21 protein-coding genes, 2 tRNA genes and 1 pseudogene are annotated in these 20,118 nt (G+C 71.3%); 16 read left to right on the forward strand and 8 right to left on the reverse strand.

What is annotated here, in order from left to right:
* Positions 1-119: 119 nt before the first annotated feature.
* The gene (locus AQJ30_RS28030) at positions 120-1,013 is read right to left on the reverse strand and encodes a DUF2797 domain-containing protein (protein ID WP_067239510.1); all 894 of its coding nucleotides are present in this window, start codon (positions 1,011-1,013) and stop codon (positions 120-122) included.
* 52 nt (positions 1,014-1,065) lie between these two features.
* Positions 1,066-1,434 (reverse strand): annotated as a pseudogene (locus AQJ30_RS39580) (HGxxPAAW family protein); the annotation flags it as partial.
* A 239-nt stretch (positions 1,435-1,673) separates the two neighbouring features.
* Between AQJ30_RS39580 and AQJ30_RS28040 the strand changes: the two are divergent.
* Positions 1,674-2,144 carry a MarR family winged helix-turn-helix transcriptional regulator gene (locus AQJ30_RS28040; protein WP_067239790.1) on the forward strand — a complete coding sequence of 157 codons (471 nt, stop codon included), beginning with the start codon at positions 1,674-1,676 and terminating at the stop codon, positions 2,142-2,144.
* A gap of 77 nt (positions 2,145-2,221) precedes the next feature.
* Positions 2,222-2,929: a rhomboid family intramembrane serine protease gene (locus AQJ30_RS28045; RefSeq protein WP_067239513.1), complete on the forward strand. Its 708-nt coding sequence runs from the start codon at positions 2,222-2,224 to the stop codon at positions 2,927-2,929.
* A gap of 56 nt (positions 2,930-2,985) precedes the next feature.
* Here AQJ30_RS28045 and AQJ30_RS28050 read toward each other — a convergent pair whose 3' ends face one another.
* From AQJ30_RS28050 to AQJ30_RS28065, 4 genes are all read right to left on the reverse strand, one after another.
* On the reverse strand, positions 2,986-4,266 hold the full coding sequence (locus tag AQJ30_RS28050) for a hypothetical protein (RefSeq protein WP_067239514.1): 1,281 nt from the start codon (positions 4,264-4,266) through the stop codon (positions 2,986-2,988).
* A 118-nt stretch (positions 4,267-4,384) separates the two neighbouring features.
* The gene (locus AQJ30_RS28055; protein WP_067239516.1) at positions 4,385-4,912 is read right to left on the reverse strand and encodes a SigE family RNA polymerase sigma factor; all 528 of its coding nucleotides are present in this window, start codon (positions 4,910-4,912) and stop codon (positions 4,385-4,387) included.
* Positions 4,913-5,251: 339 nt separating this feature from the next.
* The gene (locus AQJ30_RS28060) at positions 5,252-5,440 is read right to left on the reverse strand and encodes a hypothetical protein (protein WP_067239517.1); all 189 of its coding nucleotides are present in this window, start codon (positions 5,438-5,440) and stop codon (positions 5,252-5,254) included.
* A 1,780-nt stretch (positions 5,441-7,220) separates the two neighbouring features.
* On the reverse strand, positions 7,221-7,982 hold the full coding sequence (locus AQJ30_RS28065; protein ID WP_067239519.1) for a GntR family transcriptional regulator: 762 nt from the start codon (positions 7,980-7,982) through the stop codon (positions 7,221-7,223).
* A 435-nt stretch (positions 7,983-8,417) separates the two neighbouring features.
* Here AQJ30_RS28065 and AQJ30_RS28070 point away from each other — a divergent pair, with 435 nt between their 5' ends.
* The 13 genes from AQJ30_RS28070 (at position 8,418) to AQJ30_RS28125 (ending at position 18,599) form a co-directional block, all read left to right on the forward strand.
* Entirely contained in the window at positions 8,418-8,681 is a 264-nt protein-coding gene (locus AQJ30_RS28070; RefSeq protein ID WP_067239521.1) for a DUF6284 family protein, read from the forward strand.
* The gene (locus tag AQJ30_RS28075) at positions 8,678-9,211 is read left to right on the forward strand and encodes a hypothetical protein (protein ID WP_067239522.1); all 534 of its coding nucleotides are present in this window, start codon (positions 8,678-8,680) and stop codon (positions 9,209-9,211) included. Before AQJ30_RS28070 ends, AQJ30_RS28075 begins: the two co-directional genes overlap by 4 nt.
* Positions 9,208-10,215, forward strand: coding sequence for a DUF2637 domain-containing protein (locus AQJ30_RS28080; protein WP_067239524.1), 1,008 nt, complete (start codon positions 9,208-9,210; stop codon positions 10,213-10,215). Before AQJ30_RS28075 ends, AQJ30_RS28080 begins: the two co-directional genes overlap by 4 nt.
* On the forward strand, positions 10,215-10,553 hold the full coding sequence (locus tag AQJ30_RS28085; protein WP_067239525.1) for an RRQRL motif-containing zinc-binding protein: 339 nt from the start codon (positions 10,215-10,217) through the stop codon (positions 10,551-10,553). The genes AQJ30_RS28080 and AQJ30_RS28085 overlap by 1 nt, the downstream gene beginning before the upstream one ends.
* A gap of 28 nt (positions 10,554-10,581) precedes the next feature.
* Positions 10,582-11,082: a hypothetical protein gene (locus AQJ30_RS28090; RefSeq protein WP_067239527.1), complete on the forward strand. Its 501-nt coding sequence runs from the start codon at positions 10,582-10,584 to the stop codon at positions 11,080-11,082.
* A gap of 17 nt (positions 11,083-11,099) precedes the next feature.
* Positions 11,100-11,702: a plasmid transfer protein TraA gene (gene traA / locus AQJ30_RS28095; protein WP_245727163.1), complete on the forward strand. Its 603-nt coding sequence runs from the start codon at positions 11,100-11,102 to the stop codon at positions 11,700-11,702.
* 13 nt (positions 11,703-11,715) lie between these two features.
* Positions 11,716-13,803 carry a plasmid transfer protein TraB gene (gene traB / locus AQJ30_RS28100; protein WP_107119719.1) on the forward strand — a complete coding sequence of 696 codons (2,088 nt, stop codon included), beginning with the start codon at positions 11,716-11,718 and terminating at the stop codon, positions 13,801-13,803.
* A 159-nt stretch (positions 13,804-13,962) separates the two neighbouring features.
* A complete protein-coding gene (locus AQJ30_RS28105) occupies positions 13,963-14,403 on the forward strand; it encodes a hypothetical protein (RefSeq protein WP_067239529.1) in 441 nt (146 codons plus the stop codon).
* A gap of 89 nt (positions 14,404-14,492) precedes the next feature.
* Positions 14,493-15,398 carry a bifunctional DNA primase/polymerase gene (locus AQJ30_RS28110; protein WP_067239530.1) on the forward strand — a complete coding sequence of 302 codons (906 nt, stop codon included), beginning with the start codon at positions 14,493-14,495 and terminating at the stop codon, positions 15,396-15,398.
* Positions 15,395-15,802: a hypothetical protein gene (locus AQJ30_RS37375; protein ID WP_245727165.1), complete on the forward strand. Its 408-nt coding sequence runs from the start codon at positions 15,395-15,397 to the stop codon at positions 15,800-15,802. The genes AQJ30_RS28110 and AQJ30_RS37375 overlap by 4 nt, the downstream gene beginning before the upstream one ends.
* Positions 15,799-16,944 (forward strand): DUF3631 domain-containing protein, encoded by a 1,146-nt coding sequence (locus tag AQJ30_RS28115; protein ID WP_067239532.1) that lies wholly within the window; start codon positions 15,799-15,801, stop codon positions 16,942-16,944. The genes AQJ30_RS37375 and AQJ30_RS28115 overlap by 4 nt, the downstream gene beginning before the upstream one ends.
* 186 nt (positions 16,945-17,130) lie before the next feature.
* Positions 17,131-17,328: a helix-turn-helix domain-containing protein gene (locus AQJ30_RS28120; protein WP_067239534.1), complete on the forward strand. Its 198-nt coding sequence runs from the start codon at positions 17,131-17,133 to the stop codon at positions 17,326-17,328.
* Positions 17,328-18,599 (forward strand): tyrosine-type recombinase/integrase, encoded by a 1,272-nt coding sequence (locus AQJ30_RS28125; RefSeq protein ID WP_067239535.1) that lies wholly within the window; start codon positions 17,328-17,330, stop codon positions 18,597-18,599. Before AQJ30_RS28120 ends, AQJ30_RS28125 begins: the two co-directional genes overlap by 1 nt.
* A gap of 81 nt (positions 18,600-18,680) precedes the next feature.
* Here the strand turns inward: AQJ30_RS28125 and AQJ30_RS28130 are convergent.
* Both AQJ30_RS28130 and AQJ30_RS28135 read right to left on the reverse strand, forming a co-directional pair.
* Positions 18,681-18,753: transfer RNA gene (locus AQJ30_RS28130), tRNA-Arg, on the reverse strand.
* Between the two features lie 194 nt (positions 18,754-18,947).
* Positions 18,948-19,038 (reverse strand) — tRNA-Ser (locus tag AQJ30_RS28135).
* Between the two features lie 221 nt (positions 19,039-19,259).
* Here AQJ30_RS28135 and AQJ30_RS39870 point away from each other — a divergent pair.
* Positions 19,260-20,039: an SSI family serine proteinase inhibitor gene (locus tag AQJ30_RS39870; protein ID WP_211279123.1), complete on the forward strand. Its 780-nt coding sequence runs from the start codon at positions 19,260-19,262 to the stop codon at positions 20,037-20,039.
* Positions 20,040-20,118 lie beyond the last annotated feature (79 nt).

Here is a 20,118-nt window from a genome sequence, read left to right on the forward strand (position 1 = left end):
TCAGGAAGCGTGCGGGGAGCGGGAGTTCTCTCCTGTGGTTGCCGTGCGGTCGCCGTGTGGGCGTCGTGCGGTTCCTTCGCGGGGCCTTCGCGGGGCCTGTGCGGGAGGGGGGCGTGCGGTCAGAAGAGCCCGTCCTGCCGCGCGGCGTCACCGGGGGCCTCGAAGCGCCGTACGGGAAAGGCGGCTGGGGCGTCCTCGTCGCCGGCCGGCGGCACGAGGTCCCAGCCCGTCATCAGCCGGGTGTCCAGGACGACGACGGTGTCCCGCGCGGTGCGCAGGTGCAGGTCCGGTCCGGCGGCCGCGACGAGCTCCCCGCGCACTCCGCCCCCGGCGGTCAGCTCGGTCACGTCCCCGACGGCGGCCGGGGTGTCCTGGTCGAGCCCGAACGCCCGTACGTGGTCGACCGGGTGGAACGGCGCGGGCGCCAGCGACTCCGGCCAGCCGGCCAGGGCCGCGGCCCGTGCGTGCAGGTCGGCGAGCTCCGCCGCCCGCTCGGCCCCGTCCACGGGCAGCCGGGAGCGCACGGCGCGCTTCTCGGCGTACGGGATGCGGTCGGGCACGCGCAGGGCGGCCCGCAGCAGCTCCTCGGTGCGCCGGGCGGCCATGAGGGGGCCCGCGCCGAGCCAGGTGAAGCAGACGGCGCCCTGTTCCAGCAGCCGGGCGCTGCCGCGCTCGACGGCGGTGATGCCGACCTTGGCCATCCCGGGGCCGAACCAGGCCAGGTACACGTGGTACGGCCGCGGGTCGTCGGCGAGCGTGTCCGCCGCGACCGAGTGCGCCCGGTCCAGCCGCGCGCACTCCTCGCACCGCCCGCCCGTGCTCCGCGCCGGCACCGGCGTCCGGCGCGGACAGGGGTGCCCCCGCGCGCCCACGCACCTCCTGACCTCCCCCGGCGCGACCGCGAAGGCCACGCCCTTCCCCCAGGACAGCGGGCTACGACGCCCCCCGTCCCACGTCAGCTCCGGGTTGCCCGCCGACCAGCGCAGCGCCGCGCACCTCCATGCCTGTGCCATCACTCGCGAGCGTAGAGGGAGGCACTGACAGTGGGGTCGACGTCACCGGGGGCGAGACCGGCTGGGCCGAGGTCACCGGGGGCGTAACCGGCTGGGGCGAGGCCGACCGGGGCGAGGTCACGCGCCCGCGCCCGGCGAGGCGGCAGCCGAGGCAGTCCGGGTGCCCCTCGCGCGCGTGCGGGTCGCGCACCCGCATGCTCCACTGCGCCGGCGGCCGGATCCCGGGCGGCTTGCCCCAGCCGCTCAGGTGCAGCGCCCAGGTGACCAGCAGCGCGAGGACGTCGATCACGCCCCCGAGGACCAGGGCGGGGGGCGAGACCGTGCACACGCCGACGCCCATGACGGAGGTCCCGACGGTCGCGATGGCGACGCCGGTCCAGCCGGCGACGGTGTGGCCCTCGTCGTACGGATGCACGCTCATGGATTACCTCACGACGTGAGAAGTTATGTTTCTGAATCTCTTACAAGGTAAGACATCTCGAAAGCGGATAACAAGGGAGCCGACGCTTCAGCCACGAGACAGCCCGAGACAGAGGACCCATGAGCGAGGAATCCGCGATGCCGGACGAGGCCGTGGAACCGGCGGCCGTGCCGGACGAGGCCGTGGAACCGGCGGCCGGTGACCGCCCGACGGCGACGCCCGCGCAGGCGCTGTCGGCGATGGACGACCTGATCGCGGGCAGCATGGTCGGCCAGCAGGAGATGGCGCAGCGCCTGGGCGTGAACGTCACCGACCTGACGACGTTCGCGTACGTCCTCCAGGCCGGTGAGAACCTGCTGACGGCGGGCGAGCTGGCGACGAAGGTGCACGTGACCACGGGCGCGGTGACCGGCATCCTCAACCGCCTCGAACGCGCCGGCTGGATCACCCGCCGCGCCGACCCCACGGACCGCCGCCGCGTGCGGGTGGCGGCGGAGCCGGAGGCGGTGGCCCGGGTGCTCGCCCTGTACGGGCCGTACTACGAGCGCCTCACGGCCCTGTTCGCCTCCTACTCGCCGGACGAGATCGCCGTGCTGACGGACTGGTTCAGGAGGGCGACGGAGCTGGCGAACGCGTACCGGGAGGAGCTGCGGGGGCAGGAGCGGGGGACGGGTGGTGGGGGCGGTTCCCCGGAAGCTCCCGGCGGATGAGGCGGGGCCGGGCGGGTTTGTAGAGTGCGCGGGGACGGCGGACGGGGGCACGGATCCGCCCGGGGGAGGGAGAAGGCATGCGGGACACGGAAGGCACGGGGGACACGAACGGCCGCGCGGAGGTGATGGTCGCGGAGGCGCGGAAGGCGTTCTTCGTGATGTTCGCCTTCGTGGCCCTGATCTGGGTCGTCCAGCTGGTCAACGCCGCCGACGGCTACGACCTCTCCCGCGACCACGGCGTGGTCCCGGGCGACCTGGACAGCCTGCCCGCACTGCTCTCGGCGCCGCTGCTGCACTGGAGCTGGAACCACATCGAGGCCAACTCCGGCCCCCTGTTCGTCTTCGGCTTCCTGGCCGCGTACCGGGGAGTGACCCGGTTCCTGGGCCTGACCCTGCTGGTCGCGCTCACCAGCGGTGCGGCGGTCTGGCTGTTCGAGCGGGGTGGCGTGGACACGGTGGGCGCGAGCGGCCTGGTCTTCGGCTACTTCGGGTACGTGGTCGTGCGCGGCCTCTTCGACCGCCACCTCGTAGACACCCTGATCGGCGTGGTGATGGCGGCGTCCTTCGCCTACCTGCTGACGGTGGCCGTACCGGGCACCCCCGGGGTGAGCTGGCTGGGCCACCTGGGCGGCCTGACCGGAGGGGTACTGGGCGCGTGGCTGTTCCGGGACCGGGGGAAGCGGTCGGCCGGCGGGGGTGGCGGTGGGGGCGGCGAGGAGCCGTCGGCCACCGCGTCCCCGCGGGCGGACCTGCACAAGGAGCTGGGGGACCTGGGGCTGCTCTGAGCGGGCCGCCGGGGCCCGTTGGGGCACGCCGGGCCAGCCGGGGCCGGCCGGGGCGGTTACCGGGCGAGGAGCCAGGCCCGGCTGACGGCCATGGCCTTGAGCTCGTCGAGCGTGACCGCGGGCTCGGCGCCCCGCTTCTTGGAGGTGGGGCTCGGCGCGTTGTAGGCGGTGAGGGACATCCACAGACCGTTGACGCGGAGCGCGTCGGCCCGCAGTTCGATGACGCCCGGCTGCTCGCCGGCCGTGCGCCGGGTGCCGACCTTCGTGCCGTCGGGCAGGGTCTGGCTCCAGAACTCCTTGTCGCCGGCGGTCCGCACGGCCTGGATGTACGTGGTGTCCCCCTTCTCGGGGTCGACCACCACGACGTGGCCGTCCGCCCCCGTGCCGCCCTCGGAGTAGATGTGGAGACGCTTGGGGAGCAGGGACTTCAGCACGGGCAGGATGTCGCCCGGCTCCGGCCGCGAACCCGGCGTGACGGTGGCGAAGGGGTTGGGGTCGCCGGTGCCGGTGAACGAGGCGTCGACGTACATCGCCAGGAAGCGCAACTTCCCGGGGTTCATCCGGGGATTGCGGCTCAGCGAGGTGGCCGGGTCGGGGGACGACGCGGCCGCGGTCGGCGTCAGCCACACATCCGCCGTCGGAGTCCCCTCCGCACGTGCACCCGGAGCCGCACTCGCGGTCGCCGGCGAGGGGATGTTGTAGGTGGCGACGTCGATGACGTACCCGTTGGACGAGAGCATCGTGACCGCCCACTTCTTCACGCCCCCGGCCTTCCCGGCCCCGGTGTACCCCTTCACCGCGCGGTTGTCGCTCTGGGTCGTGCACTCCTCGTACAGTGACCCGGCCCGCGGCGGGCAGGTGATCAGCTTCTTCAGACCCGGCTGTGCCGGGTCCACGCGGCGTACGGAGAGCGTGACCCTGGCCCGGCCCCAGCCGTCACCGAAGTCGAACGAGGCGGTCGCGGGCCGGCCCGGGCCGGAGCTGCCCGCGGCCGTCACCTCGGGGTGCGCGGTGGCGACGCCGGCCCGCTCCATGCCGTTGGACAGGATGTTCTTCATCTCCTCGCGGGTGACCGAGAACCGCCGGTAGTCGTGGTCGGACCCCGATGACGCGGCGGGATTCCCCCGCCCGCCGCCGTCCCCCAGGCCACCCCACTGGACACCGGCCACGGCCACGAGGGCGGCGGCCATCGCGCTGCCGCCGGCGACGGCGATCCGGCGGCGTGCCACGCGCCGACGGCCGCGGGCGAGACTGCGTTCCGCGAGGAGTCGCTGTTCGGTGGAGTAGGCGCCGGCCGTGAGGCGAAGTGCCCGGCCGACCTCGTCTTCGAAGCGCATGGGAAAGCCACCAGTTCCTGTGTCGATGCGGGGGTGGGGACGAGGCGAGCGGACGGCCGCCGGGCAGGGCGCGCCTGGGACCGGCCGTGGGCCCGGCGGGCGCGACCGCCGGCCGCGGTCAGCCGGAGCCGGCCAGTTCGGCGAGGCTGCCGCCCAGCCGTGCCCGGAGCTTGGCGAGCGCTCTGCTCGAACGGCTGCGGACGGCGATGGCGCTCACGTTCATCGCGTCGGCCGTCTCCTCGACGGTGCGGTCCTCCCAGTAGCGCAGCATCACCACCGCCCGGTCCTTGGGCGGCAGTTCACGCAGCGCCTGGAGCAGCGCCAGTCGCAGCGCCGGGTCGTCCGCGCCGTGCGGGACGGGGAGCTCCGGCACGTCGGCCAGGGGCCGTTCGGACGCGGAGTAGCGGCGCCGCTGCGTGAGGAACGTACGGACGAGGACGGTCTGTGCGTACGCCGCCGGATTGTCGATGCGGGAAATGCGTCCCCACAGCGCGTACATCCGGCTGAGCGTCTCCTGCACCAGGTCCTCGGCGAGGTGGGTGTCACCGCTGGTGAGCAGGCACGCGGAACGGTACAGGTGCCCCCCGCTCCCCGCGGCGAACTCCAAGAACTCGTCCGCCCTGGACCGTGTCCGCGACCTACCCACATCCCCACCCCTCGGAGCCCTGCACCGGCCTACACCTCACCGACGCGCTGAGGGACGGGAATGTTGCAGACGAATCGCCGGGGGCTGGGGACGAGGGACCGGCTCGGCCGCGACGACCATCGCGCTGCCCCACTAAGTCAACAACTGACCTACAGCCTCTCCACCGTCCTCCCGTGACCACACCCGAGGACGAACGCGCGGATCTCCTGGAGACGCTGGCGGAGCACCGGCAACTGCTGCGGCACATGGACTCGCCCGTCAACGCCAGAGGCCACGGACTGATCCGGGCCTCCGGTCCGGCCGCGGAGCCGCCACCTCGCCCCCAGCGCTCGACGCTGCCTATCGCTTCTGGGCCCGGTAGCGCTTCATCAGTGCGGTGATCCGTGCTTGGTCCGCCTGCCCGTTGAGTTCGGCCAGGAGATCGTCCAGGCACAGCTCGTAGACATCGCCCCACCAACGGCGGCCCCGGTTGTCCCAGATCCGGTAGCCACCCGGCACCCCCCTGGCGACGTAGCGTCTCCTGCTCACTCTCCCCCTGCCCCGCCCCGCACAGCTCGGGCCTCCGCTGGGCGTCGTCAAACGCCAGAGGCCCCGGATCTCTCCGGGGCCTCTGGTCTGTGTGCACTCGGCAGGACTCGAACCTGCAACCTTCTGATCCGTAGGCGGGCGCGCTTCTAGCAGAAGCGATCAGATACCCGTCTCTGCTCTGGCCGACGACAGATCCATGCCTAGCTCCTGTATCCCTCCGTGCGCGGTCGTGCGCGACTGTTGATGTCAGCGGTTGATGTCAAGGCACGAGTTGCTGACCTGCGCTTCCGAGTGCCAGGGCGTGTCTCGGTAGGGCGTGACCTCAATGCCCGCGTGGACAGGGCCCGACCGGCACGAGAGCGGTGATGGTTGCGGAAGCGGTGTCCATCTCGGTTCGAACCGCTGGAGTGCCTGGAGCGCGAAAGCCACTGAGCTAAAGAGGGAGCTACAGCCGCTACGGCGAGAGCCGTATTGAGCGGCACCGCAGTGGAGGGATGTCGGTGGACCAGCGCCATGGTGAGAACGGACGCGACGCCGAGCGCACTTGCCAGCGCACCTCGCCAACAACCTCGCTGCCGAAACGCAGCGGATAGTCGCCAGCCGTCACCGCGGCTCTTCCCTGCAGTTGAGGTTGTCCGTTGAGTCGGTAGTGTCACTACTGGCCTTTCTCACGCCAACGGGTGGGCCAGGGCGGCTCCCGTTCCAGCGGGGGCCGTCTCTACTCGGGCCACGCCACCCTGTGTGCTGCCAGAGTGGCCCATCTACCGGCTCTTTCCCATCTCCTTCAAAATTTGCAATTTGCGCAAGTGATTGAACGTGACGCAACACGTGTTGCTATAGAGTGGGCCTGATCTGCCATTATTTGAAGCACCGCGCTATGCATGGATAGACAATGCAAAGCACGGTACGGTGGCTATTCCGGCAGTTGAAGCGGATGATGTTCAGCCGCTACCGCTGGCAGACGCTCAGCCGCGGAGAGCCGCTGTAGAGCGCACACGGTGAGGCGCAGCAACGGCGAGCCGCGCAGCGACGGGAACGCATTGCCATCGCAGAGCACCCGGCCCCAGAAAGTGTGACTAACGTCTCATTAATCGTCGCTCGCGATGACTGCTGCAATAGCGTCCGATGACCAGTGATCGGATGCGCCGGGACACGCCGCCACGTACTCAGCAATTGCATCCACGTCCCATGCCCCGGCCTCTCTCAGCCCAGACGCCAGGAAGCGTACGTAGGCTCGGGAGGGTGGCACCCAGGGGACATCATCGATCCCCCACGGGGCAGTGAAAGTAAGCACTGGCCGGCCTTCGATCTGGCCGGCACAGATGAGTGTTTCGTACCGCCCTTCACCGAGCACGGACCGGCCGGTGCGAAGTACGCCGGCAAGCGACAAATCAACCCCTGGCTCTCGATACATCTCCTGTGCAGCGATGTCAGAAAACTGTTCAGTTGTCACCAAATGCGCTCTGGCCAACACGCGCCCTGCCGCAGCCGGGTCGTAAAAGGCACGTCCCCCTCCCCACACGGGGGACTCGGTTGCGAAGTACATGGCACCCTGCAATTCCACGGCGATCGAGCGGGACGGCATCGCCGGGTTCCTACATCCTGGGTACCGCCTTGAGGCACCCTGCGGGCTCCCACCTCGGATGTACGCGGCAAGCCGCTGGAGGTGCATGTTCGACCCGTACGAGGTGTACCAGACCTCCGAAGGACAAAGATCCTCGGGCAGGTGCGGATCGATGCTGTTCAGCGCCTTCACGGCCGTGTGCTCCTAGGGGCGGGTCTAGTCGGCGGAAACGTCGTACCTGATGACATGACGATCCCCGGGAAGAATGGTGATCATCACACGAAGTGGTCGGCCGTCTTTGTCGTAGCCCGTGCGCATGTGCACTGCAACAGGAGTGGCTGACGGCAGAGACAGCTTCTCGATCTCTGCGCGAGTAGGCATTCGCACGGTGATCTCATCGCGGTAGCGAGCCTGGATGAGACCAACGCTTGCGAGTACCCCGCCCGGCGCTGACACGTCCTCAGGAAGCATCAACGGCGTACCGCGGACCAGTTCTTCGGGGAAGTAGGAGTCGGCCAGAGCGTAGGGGTCCTGGTCGACTATGCGGACCCGCTCCCGTACGACAGTGAGGGCCGTCTCGGGGTCCAGCTCTAGTCGCTCGGCCACGTCTGCCGGCGGCCGACGGATCGACACACGGACTTCCTGCCGTGGCTGACGCCCACTTTCAGCCACGATGCTTGACCACTGGTCGCCCTGCTGGTCGCTTTGATGGCGGGACCGTGATTCCAGCACTGACCAGTCCCAGACTGCCGGCTTGAGCGCGTGCCGGACGAAGCTGCCCCGTCCCTGACCAGCAATGACGAGCCCTTCTTCGGTCAGTCGTCGCAGTGCGAGACGAACCGTGTTCCGACTCGCCTCGTAGCGCTCCACCAACTCAAACTCAGTGGGAAGCTGCTCGCCCGGCTCCAACTCCCCCCGCTCGATCTGTCCTCGCAGGTCATCAGCGATGCGGTGATACCTCGGGCGTTGCTCCCTCACGGTTCCCTCCCGACGGTTGGCTGACTTGTGCCAACAACATACGCCGTTCGCCTTGACGTGCCCACCAACTCGGGGCAACACTCAGGGCGTCGGTTGTTGGTACAACACCACCAACACCGATGAGTCAGTCTTTGTGCCGGTCAGGAGCGCCCGCAGAACCTTGCGGGCCCTGAACTGGGCGTTCTTTGACAACTGAATGGGATTACGCCGCCTCTCCTCGGCCAAGTAGGCGGCCACACAGGGGTTCGCCCTTGTGTGAGGTACAGCGCGACCCAATCTCCACAGCACCCGCTGTGGCCGGTTGCCTCCGTTGCACGTCTCGCACGTGCAGCGTCGAGGGGAGCCGGAGTTCCGACTTCAACGGCGCGCGGCCCCGGTGCGGGAACACCGGGGCCGCTGTTCGGGCCGTTTCACCTGCTAGGGAGACCACGACCCATGGACCACATCGTTACTGTTCAGGACGCTGTTACCGCGTTCGCCGACTTCATGGAGCCGACGGCCGCGGAGCTGGACGCCATCGACGCCGAGATGCCCGTCATCCGCGCGGAGATGGAGTTGCTGGACGCGCAGATCGTCGTCATCGACCGCGTCCCGACCGAGCTGGACGAGCGGCGTATCCGCCGGGCCCGCCGACGCGTGCTCGCCGCGCACCGCGACTACGTCAACGGCCTGCCTGTGCAGAAGGGCGGCGCCGCGTGATCCGCATCGTCACCCGAGCCCGGATCGCGCAGCTCGAACACGACGCCCGTACCACCGCGGGGCACGCCCGGCAGACCAGCGGGGCCGCGAACGAGGCGTTCGGCCGGCACGTGCGGGAGCTGTACGCCGCCGCCACCGACCGCGCGGAGCGGGCCGAGGCAACCACGACCGAGGTAGGCACCCTGCTGGCGCACGCGATGGCGGAGCTGTCCGCCGCGCAGCAGGAGTTACTGCTGAGGGACATCGAGATCCGCCGGCTGCGTCAGGAGCTGGAGGGGGAGTCGATGGAGGGGCGGACGCTGACGGTGCTGCTGCACTACGGCGAGCCCCACACGGTCTACGCCTCCCGCGAGGACGCCCACGCCGACACCGCCACTCACGGAGTCCCCGCCGGCGCATGGGTGCCCGGTGATGAACGTCCGGTCGGTGAGGTCGCGTGGCGCTGTGAGGCGTTCATCTACGACGCCGCGTCCAACGGGTTCCGCCGCGCGTACGTGCCCGCTGCGGGGTCGGTCGGGGAGGCGGCGTGAACAGCGTTCAGACGCGTTCAGCGGAGCGCGCTCTGTCGTCTGGCACGTGGCTGATCGTGTGCGGGGCGATGCTCTACTCGATCCTCACGGTGACGCCGCTGATGGCGAAGCACACGGCGAATGAGTGGGACTGGACGGCGCCGATTCTGCCGCTCGTGGTGGACGCCGCGGTGGTCATCGTGGTCAAGCTCGATGACGTGCTGGCCCGGCTGGGCGGGCACGGCGGGCCCTGGCCCGTCGCCCTGCGGTGGATGACCGGCCTGATGACCCTGGCGCTCAATACGGCCGACTCCGCGCTGAGGAAAGACCTGGTCGGCGTGGCCGTGCACGCGGTGGCGCCGCTGCTGCTGATCGTCACCGCGGAGACCAGCCTGGCCTACCGCCGGGCGATTGCCGCCGCCGTGGCCGCGCTGGAAGCCGAGCAGCGGGCCGAGCGGGAGCGGCGCGAGCAGGCGGCCCGCGAGCGTGCCGAGCAGGCCCGCCGGGACGCCCGTGAGGAGCGCGAGCACGCCGCGCAGTTGGCGCGTGAACAGCGTGAACACGAAGCCCGCCTGGCCCGCGAGCAGGCCGAGCGCGAGGAGGCCCGGCGGCGCGAGGAGCGCGAGGCGCGGGAGCGGGCGGAGGCGGCCGAGCGGGCGGAGCGTGAACGCCGTGAACGCGAGCGTGAACGGCTCCGGGCCGAGCGTGAACGCGCCGAGAGTGAGGAAGCCGAGCGGCGCGAGCGGGAGCACCGCGAGCGCATGGAGCGTGAACGCCGTGAACGGCACGAGCGCGAGGAGCGGGCCGAGTGTGAACGCGCCGCGCTGCTGGCCGCTGGCCCGGCAGTCGAGAAGTTCCCTGAGGAGCAGGCGCGCGCGACGGTGCAAGCCGCGTTCGCTGCGGGTCTGTCGGTGCGGCAGGCTGCGGAGCTGTGCGGCTGGTCGGTGGGATGGGTCTCGGCCCGCTACGCCGAACACCGCGACCCGGGCCCGCGCCCGGCTGAACTCGCCGCCGCGAGCCGATGATGGGCACCCTCCCCGTCTACCGGTGGCGCCTGGCCCCTGACGGCTACGCCACCTACCGCCAACTCCGCGCGCTGGGCCTTCGCCCCGGTGGTCAGGACGTAGCCGCTCAACTCGAACGGCCACGCCGACGCCGTGACCCGCTGGTCGCTTACCTCTACCGCATTGACCACGCGAAACCGGTCCGGCCGATGACCCCGGCCAAGTGGGCGGCGCTGGCCAAGGCGAACGCCGCGCGTCGCACCTGCCCCGCCTGCCGGCGGGATGCCGGATACGTCATCCCGCCCACCCTCGGCACCTGCGCCACCTGCGCCTTCCCCGACGAACAGTGCGCCGCCTAAGCCCCTTCGGCCTTCCCAGGAGTGTCCTGTGTCCAGTCGTACCCGTGCCCGCGGCGTGAAGACGGCCGCCGGCGTCCACACCGTCCGCATCCCCCGCCAGCGCAGCCGGCGCCGCGCAGACCCGTTCGTCATCGTCGTACCGGAGCGGCCGTCCCTGGCCCGTGAGGCCGCGGCCGTGGTGGGCGGGTGGCTGTGGCGCTCGCGCCGCGCCCTCGCCCCCACCGGCCTCGCCGTCCTGGCCCTGATCGTGGCCGGTCTGCTGCACGTCATGGCGTGGTGGTCCGGCCTGCTGCTCGCCCCGACCGCGGCCGGCCCGCTCGTGTGGCTGCTGCTGATGCAGCGCCGCCGCCCCGCGAGCGGCTCCGTCCTGGCCTGGCGCACCGGGCTCGCCGCGCTCGCCTCGTCCGCGCTGGCCTGGCTCGCGGTGGCGGCCGGGTTCGGCCCGCTGGCCGGGCCGCTGGAGCTGTGGTGGCTGCTCACCCTCATCGTCGCCCAGACCGCCTGGCTCATCGTCCGCCGTACCCACTGACCTGAGGAGACCACCCCATGGCCAGCAACCGACGCACCAACGCTGTCCGCGACTTCGCCTCCCGACAGGCCAGCGAGCCGTTGACCCGCCCGAACGGGAGCAACCGCACCACCAATGACGGCAAGGGCAACAAGTTCGCCAACGCCGGCGCCGCCGCGGGCGGGTTCGTCGGAGCCCTGGGCGGATCGTTCGCCCCGCCGATCAACGTCACCGTGAACAACAACCGGGGCGGCAGCGGCCACAGGGGCGGTGGCCGCTCGCACGCCGAGTCCCTGCTGCCCGCGCCGGAGTTCACCTCGCCGGCGCAGGTGCGCGGCTACTGCAACACCCTGCGGGCCGCCGCCGTCACCCTCTCCATCGAGGTCGCGATGGGTGCGGAGATCCTCAAGAGCGTGCTGGCCGCGGTGCCCGACCCGGACGGGCGGGCCTTCGGCTCCCGGGTGCGGGCGGCCAAGGTCGCGCGGAAGATGCAGCGTTCTGCGGACGCGCTGCGGGACGCCGCGAAGAACGCCGCCGCCTGCTACGCGACCTTCCAGCAGGAGTACGAGGAGGAGATCAACCGGGTGCGCCACCGCGCCCGCAAGCCGCAGCAGCCGGTCATGAACTGGACCCAGCAGTAGGAAGGCCCGCCCGATGGCACGCAACACGAGCCGCCGCGCGCGGCCCACCGACTACTACGACAACGCCGCGGCCGGCGACTACGCCGGCTACGGCCTCCTGCCGGGCGACAGCGGCGCGGGCGCGGGCAGTGTCCGCGGCTACCTGCTGCACCGGGCCAAGCCGCACCTGCCGCCGTGGCTCGCGGTCGGCGCGACCGGCCTGGCCGGCGCGCTCGGGAACTGGCGGTGGGGCGACAGCGCCGCCGCCGGCGTCGGCCTCACCCTCGCCTCCGTCGCCCTGACCGGCGCCACCTGGTGGGCAGGCAAATCGACCAGCCAACAGCGGCGCCTGCACTCCGCCATCACGGTTGCCGCCGGCTCCGCCTGGATCACCGCGGCCTGCCTCGCCGGACCCACGGCCGGGCCGCTGGACGACCTGTACCTGATGGGCGGCCCCGTGGTCGCCCTGTCGTGGAACGTGCGGATGATCCTGCGGCACAACGCCGACCCGTCCGGCGAGAACAGCGACAAGGGCCTGCTGGAAAAGGTCGGCCTGGCGCGGGCGCAGATCCGTGAGGCGAGGGTGGAGCCGAACCGGGTCACCGCGCCCGTGGCGCTCGCCCCGGGCGAGCAGACCAACGACGACGTATCCAAGGCACTCGGCAGGATCGCGTCTGCCCTGGACCTGCCCACGAGTGCTGTGCGCTATCACCCCGAGCCGGACTCCAACCGCCGTGGGGACCTGGTCATCGTCCCCGAAGACATGCTCGCCGAAGTGGTCGAGTGGGAGGGCCCTTCCAACCTCGGGGGTTCGATCGCTGAGCCGCTGGTCATCGGCCGTTACGACGACGGCGCCCCGCTGGTGGTGTGGCTGCCGGGCGACCCGGACGCGGGCCGCAACTCCACCCACGTCCTGGTCGCCGGCGGCACAGGGTCCGGCAAGGGCGACACCGCCCTGAACCTGCTCACCGAGGTCCTGTCGCGCCGGGACGTGATCGTGTGGTTCTCCGACCCCAAGGCGTTCCAGGACTTCGCACCCCTGCGGCCCGGGCTGGACTGGGCCGCGGAGGGCGGCACCCAGACGGAAGTCATGGTCGCCGCCGTGCAAGAGGTCATCCCGGCGCGCACGCGCTGGCTGGGCGAGCACGGCTACCGGCAGTGGGTCCCGCAGGCCGCGCAGCAGCAGACCAGTGCTGAGCACACCTGCCGGGCCGACGGCCGGGCGTGCGGCTGCGCGGGGATGCCGTTCCTGGTCACCTGGTTCGAGGAGGCCGCCAACACCCTGCGCGCCCTAGGGGACGACGCGTTCACCGGCATCGCCCAGGAAGCCCGCTCCGCCGGCATCTCCCTGATCGTGTCGCTGCAGCGTCCGTCCTACGACCAGATGTCCACCTCCACCCGCGCGTCCCTGCCCTCCGTGATCGCGCTGGGCTGCGACCCGCGCGACGAAGGCTTCTGCCTGCCGGACGAGGTCCTCGCCGCGGGCGCCCACCCCGGGGCGTGGGGCAACCGGCGGCCCGGCTACTGCTACGTCGTCTCCCCCGGCATCGCGGAGGACCGGTACCCGTCCCCGGGCCGTACCCGCCGCTTCACCCACCGCGCCGTCCCGGTCATGGAGCTGCTGGCCACCTGGGCACAGCGCAACGGCGCCACCGCCGACCCGGTCACCGCCGGCGCCGCGGCGGGCGTCGCCGGCACCGCCTACACCGGCCGCACCACGCCCGATGCCCCGCAGCAGCCGGCCCGGCTGCGGGCCGTGTCCGAGGAGGACGACATGCAGCACGGCGGACCGCTCGTGGACCCCGAGGACGCCCACATCGACCCGGAAGCCGACCTGCCCGACGCGCTGGACGGCGACGACGCGCCGATCTTCGCACCGGAGCCCGGGCACAAGCCGTCCCCCGAGGAGGCCCGGGAGCTGTTCGCCCGCGCCCTCCAGGAGTTCGAGGAGAACGGTCAGATGATCGTCGGCCCGAAGGACTTCATGGACTGGTGCGACCGGCACAACCTCTCCCGCCCCTGGGTCTCCGCCCGGCTCAAGGAAGCCGCCCTCGACGGCCGGCTGGAGCCGACCAACACCACCGGCCGGTGGCGCATCGTCCCCACCCTGACGGCCGCCTGACACCTGACACCGTCACACCCCCCTGACACCCAAACCCTCAGGCAAACCCGGGTGTCACGCGCTCCTGACACCCCCACCGTGACACCCCCTGACACCCCACCCACACGGGCCCGCGCCCCACCCCGGCGCGGGCCCGCCACACGCCGAAGAGGACTCCGCATGTACCCCGACCACACCACCCGACCGCCCACCGCACGGGCCGTGGAACTCCACCACCCCACCCCGCTCTCGACCACCGCACCGGCGTCCGTCGCGGTGCCGACCGTGGCGAGCATCGTCCTGCCCGACGGCCGCATCGTCACCGGCTACGCCATCAGCCCCATGCAGCCCGAACCCGTCGTGGCCAAGCCGCCCATCTCCCGCGCGGCCGTCAACGTCGCCCTCGGAGGCGTCGGGTTCCTCGCCGTGTGCGGCGGACTGCTGCTGCTCACGTCGTTCATCGCGGCCCTAGCCGCGCTGGTCGCTCAGCTCGTCACCCTGGCCGCTGTCATCTTCGGCGGATGGATCGCCGTGCAGGTGTTCAGCGCGAGCAGCCACCGCGGCGGAACCACGGTCAACATCCGCAAAGCCGTCATCAAGCGCAGCCACTTCCACGGCTAGCTACGCCAAGGGCGGCCCCCACCTCTCGCCAAAGAACGCGGGGCCGCCCTTGCCAACCAGCACCGTTCAAGGAACTGGAGATATCCAGCATGACCCATGACACCCGTTCCGCGCTGCTGCGCGCAGCGCTGGACGCCGCCGCCCGCGGGTGGCACGTCTTCCCCTTACGTCCCGGCACCAAGCGCCCCGCCCTTCACGGCGAGCAGGCGTGCCCCCGCACCGGTGAATGCGCGGCCGTCCACGTGAAGTGGGAGCAGCGCGCCACCACCGACCCCGACCGAATCCGCGCCGCCTGGTCGCGGGCGCCGTTCAACGTCGGAATCGCCACCGGCCCGTCCGGGCTGGTGGCCATCGACCTGGACGTGCCAAAGGACAAGGGCAGTTCGGACGCGCCTTGCGGCGCGACGACCTTTGCAGCGCTCTGCGAGCGCGCCGGGCAGGCCGTTCCCACCACCTACCGGGTGCGGACCGCGAGCGGCGGTGAGCACCTGTACTTCACCGCCCCCACCGGCCCCAGGCTCACCAACACCGCACGAACGATTGGGGAGTTGGTGGACACCCGGGCATGGGGCGGGTACGTCGTCGCCGCCGGCAGCATCACCCCCGCCGGCCCCTACGAAGCCCTGTGCGGCCTCGAGGTGGCCGCACTGCCCGACTGGCTGTGCGACATCCTCCGACCGGTCCCCAAGCCGTCTCAGGCGCCTTCCGTAGCCGTAGCGGGGCAATCCTGCCGATATGCGAACGTAGCACTCACCGCCGAGACGCAGAACGTCGCCACGGCCCAACTCGGAACGCGGGAAGCGGCATTGTTCCGTGCCGCACGCGCCCTGGGGCGGTTCGTCGCGTGGGGCGACCTCCCCCGCCACGTGGTCGAGCAGGCTCTTCAGGAGGCAGGCGAGACGGCCGGACTCACCGCCGCCGAGTGCCGCTCCACCCTGCGCAGCGCCCTTAACTGGTCCATCACCCACAACACCCGCCGCCGGGACGCGGCATGAGCACCCCTGCCCGCCCCTCCCTGAAGAGCATCCCCGCCACCCCCGACGGGCCGCGCCCCGCCGGACCGGCTGCACCGTTGGCGGCCGTGGGCGAGCCGAAAGGCGCCGCCCGCAAGGGCGTCCCAACAAGCCCTGACCCGCACACAGCCGACCCGGGCAACCCCATCCCTGACCGGCCCGGAATCCGCATCTGCGCCCCGCCGGTCTACCGCCACCACTACGACGGCGCCCGCTGGTCCCCACGCCGCTACGGCGAAACCCCCACCGCCGCCTACGCCTGCGCCTGCGGTCAGACCCGCACCGCCCGCGGACGGGACGCCGTGGCCGCGCTGGTCGCCGACTACGACACCCACCGCGCCACCTGCTCAACGCGCACCACTGAGGAAGGACGGGCCGCCGCATGACCGACCACATCGACGGGGCCGCGCTGCTCAACGAGGTGGAAGCCTTCCACCGCCGCTTCAACGTCTTCCCCCACGAAGCCGCCTACGTCGCCGTGGCTCTCTGGGACGCACACGCCCACCTGCTCGACTGCTTCGACTCCACCCCCCGCCTCGCCTTCCTCTCCCCCGAACCGGGGTCGGGCAAGTCCCGGGCGCTGGAGATCGTGGACACCCTCGTGCCCCAGCCCATGACGGCCGTCAACGCGTCAGCCGCCGCCCTGTTCCGGGCCGTCTCCGGGCCCAGCGGCCGGCCCACGATCCTGTTTGACGAGATCGACACCATCTTCGGCCCTAAGGCCGGGGACAACGAGGAACTGCGCGGATTCCTCAACGCCGGACACCGCCGCACCGGGGTCACCTACCGGTGCATCGGCGACGGTGGCAACCAGACGGTGCAGGCATTCCCCTCGTACTGCGCGGTCGCGGTCGCCGGACTCGGCTCGCTTCCCGACACGATCATGACCCGGTCCGTCATCATCCGGATGCGCCGCAAGGGCCGCAACGAGCGCGTGGAGCCCTACCGCGCCCGCATCCACGAAGCCGAAGGACACCGCCTGCGTGACCGGCTCGCCCAGTGGGCTGAGCAGGCACGGGCACAGGTGGTGGACGCCTGGCCCGACATGCCCGACGGCGTGACCGACCGGCCCGCCGACGTGTGGGAACCCCTGCTCACCGTCGCCGACACTGCCGGCGGCACTTGGCCCCAACGAGCCCGCGAAGCGTGCGTGGCGCTGGTCAAGGCATCCCGCGCCAACGACAAGGGAAGTCTCGGCATCCGCCTGCTCACCGACCTGCGCGATCACGTGATGGTCGGTATCGACCGCCTGCCCACCGTCGCCATCCTGGACCGGCTCAACGCCCTGGACGACGCCCCGTGGGCCGACTTGGGCGGCAAGCCGCTCGACAACCGGCGCCTGTCCCGGATGCTCGCCGAGTACATGACGGCCGATAACGAGCCCATCACCTCCCGCAACATCAAAACCGCCGGGAGCGTCCTCAAGGGCTACTACGCCACCGACCTCTGGGACGCGTGGGCCCGCTACTGCCCCCCACCCCCGGAAAGTCCGCTACCTCCGCTACCCGGCACCGAAAACCTGGCCTGACCAGCAACAACGCGGTAGCGGCAACCCGCCCCGGTTGCCGCTACCGCCCCGCTACTCATCCGCTACCGCTACCCCCTCCCGCTACCACCAACAGGCCCCTGACCTGCGCGGTAGCGGCGGTAGCGGAAGTAGCGCCCCTCAGAAACAGGGGCCGACAGTACCCCGGTCGATCACGGAGGTATCGACGTGCTCACCCTCGTCCCGAGCGAGCCGCAAGCCCTCACCGTCCCCGAGGTCATGACCGCCCTGCGTCTCAGCCGCAGCAAGGTCTACGACCTCATCCGTTCCAAGCAACTCCCGAGCTACACCAGCGGCCGCGCCCGGCGCATCCCGGTCGAAGCCGTCCGCCGCTACATGCAAGACCGACTGGAGGAAGCCGCCTGATGGCAAAGCGCCGTGCAAACGGAGAGGGAACGATCACCAAGCGGGCGGACGGTCGGTATCACGCGGCCGCGTACGTCTTCCGCCCTGACGGCACCCGCACCCGCAAGTTCGTCTACGGCAAGACGCGCGAGGAAGTCGCCGACAAGCTCACGGAGATGCAGGAGATGACCCGGCAGGGCATCCCAGCAGCGTCGTCCACCATGGCGTTCGGGGAGTACCTGACGTACTGGCTCGCCGCGATCGCCCCTGAACGGCTCAAGCCCTCGACGCTGAACAGCTACGAGGGTCTTACCCGGCTCTACATCCGGCCCGCGCTCGGCAGGAAGCGGCTCAACCGGCTGTCGCCGGCGGACGTCCGCACCTTCCTCTTCAACTTCAAGTCGGCGTGCCTGTGCTGCCTGCGTGGGGCGGACACAGAACGCCCCAAGGGCAAGCGCATGTGCTGCGCGGTCGGTCGCTGCTGCGAGCGGCGTCCCTCCGCGCGCACCGTCCAGTACGTGCACGCCGTCCTGCGGTCCGCGCTGCAACAGGCAATCCGCGAAGAACTGATCGCCCGGAACGTGGCCCGGATCGTGGAGACCCCCACCGTGAACCGTAAGGAGGTGCGTCCCTTGGACGCCGGCGAGGTGAAGGCACTGCTCAAGACGGCCCGTCCGCACCGTCTCTACGCCCTGTGGCTGCTGCTGGTCTCCACCGGCCTGCGCCGCGGGGAAGCCCTGGCGCTCACGTGGTCGGACGTGGACCTGAACGCTGGCACGCTCCGAGTGCGCCGCAACGTGCAGCGCATCCGGCGGGAACTGATCTTCGGCACGCCGAAGACCACGCGATCCATCCGCACCATCTCCCTGCCCCGGCGGTGCGTCCAAGCGCTTACCGAACACCGCGCGGCGCAGGAAAGGGAACGTGCGGTCGCGGGTCCGAAGTGGAAGCCGACGGAGGGACAGCCGGCGGGACTCATCTTCACGACCTCAACCGGCAGGGTGATCGATCCGCGCGGCCTCAACAGGATGCTCACCATCCTGTGCCGGGACGCCAAGGTGCGGCGGGTGCGCGTGCACGACCTGCGCCACACCTGTGCGTCGCTGCTGCTAGCTCAGGGAGTGGACGCGCGCACCATCATGGAGACGCTCGGGCACAGCACCATCACGATGACGCTGGACACGTACGCGCACGTCATGGGGCCGACGCTGAGGGCCGCCGCGGAGCAGATGGACGAGGCCCTGGGACTGGACGACGACCAGAGCGACTCGGAGGACGGGAGGGACACCTGAACGGAGCCGCGCGGGGGCGTTGATGTCACCCGTTGATGTCAAAGGCCCTGCCGGATTCACCGGCAGGGCCTTTGACCTGTGTGCACTCGGCAGGACTCGAACCTGCAACCTTCTGATCCGTAGTCAGATGCTCTATCCATTAAGCTACGAGTGCTTGCTTGTTCAGTTTTTTCGTCTTCGCTCCTGGTCCTTGCGGGCCCCTCGCGGCGACAGGAAGAACATTACATGACTGCCGCCGTCATGTGAAATCCGTTTGGCCTACCCCTTGTGACCTGCGAAAACGCCGTTCGCGGGGGTGGCCGGGAACACCGAAGCCCCGGTCCTGTGGACCGGGGCTTCTTGATCGCGCGGAGGCGGAGGGATTTGAACCCTCGATGGGCTTTAAGACCCAAACCGCATTAGCAGTGCGGCGCCATAGACCGGACTAGGCGACGCCTCCAGCACAGCCGCTCGCGTGTGTGCGAGTGGTGCGTGCAGATGATGACACAGTCGAGCGTCGTGTCACCAATCGGCCTCCACGGTACTAGGCAGGCCGGGCGCAGGGCAAAGGGGTTCTCCCGCCCCGCGCACCGCCCGCGCGCTGCCCACGCGCACCCTCCGCGCGCCGCCCCCGCGCGCCGCCCGCGCAACGTCCTCCCCCCGCCCCGCGTTAGGCACGGCATGGCCCAGACCTTCGCGACCTCCGCGACCCCAGCCCCGACCGCAGCCTCCACCCCCGCGCGCCGGCGCCTCGGCGCCCTCGGCGTCGTGTCCGCGCTCGCCTCCCTCGCCGCCCTCGCGCCCTTCGCCACCCTCTCCGCCCACGCCTCCCCCTCCACCGCCCCCCTCGCCCCGCCCCCCGTCCGCGACGAGGACCGGCCCGACTACGGTCGCGGGGACCAGCTCGTCGTCACCGTCCGGGACAGCGGGGTCCCCGGCGCCGACGGTGTCTACCGGCTCTCCTGCCACCCCGGCGGCGGCAGTCACCCCCACGCCGACGCCGCCTGCGCCGCCCTCGACCGCAACAGCGTCTGGGGGCGGGACGCCTTCGCCCCCGTGCCCGAGGGCAGCGTGTGCACCCTGCAGTACGGCGGTCCCGCCACCGCGCACGTCACCGGACGGTGGGCCGGACGCCCCGTCGATGCCACGTTCGAGCGTGCCAACGGGTGCGAGATCGAGCGGTGGGACCGTTTCGTCCCCCTGCTCCCCGAGGTGTCGACCGGCCGACCGGCCTCCCGTCCCCCGGCCGACTGGTCCCAGCCGTCCCGCCCGTCCCGCCCGTCGCACCCGGCCCAGCCGGCCGACCCCTCCCGCCCGGCCTCCCACGCCGCCCACCGGCCGAGCACCCGACCCGCGCCCCATCCCCTGCCCCACCCCTTGCCGCACCCGGTCCAGGGAGCCCCCACCCTCCTCCCGGCCCCCCTCCCCGAGCCCGCCCCCGAGCCCCGGCCGGCCCGCTGATCCCCGGTTCCGGCACCTCCCCCGGACCCCCGCCCCCGTGAACGCCCCGCGAAGCTCTCGCGAAGGTCTGTTCGAGGGG

Origin of the sequence: Streptomyces longwoodensis (assembly GCF_001514125.1) — a bacterium.
GTDB lineage: Bacteria > Actinomycetota > Actinomycetes > Streptomycetales > Streptomycetaceae > Streptomyces > Streptomyces longwoodensis.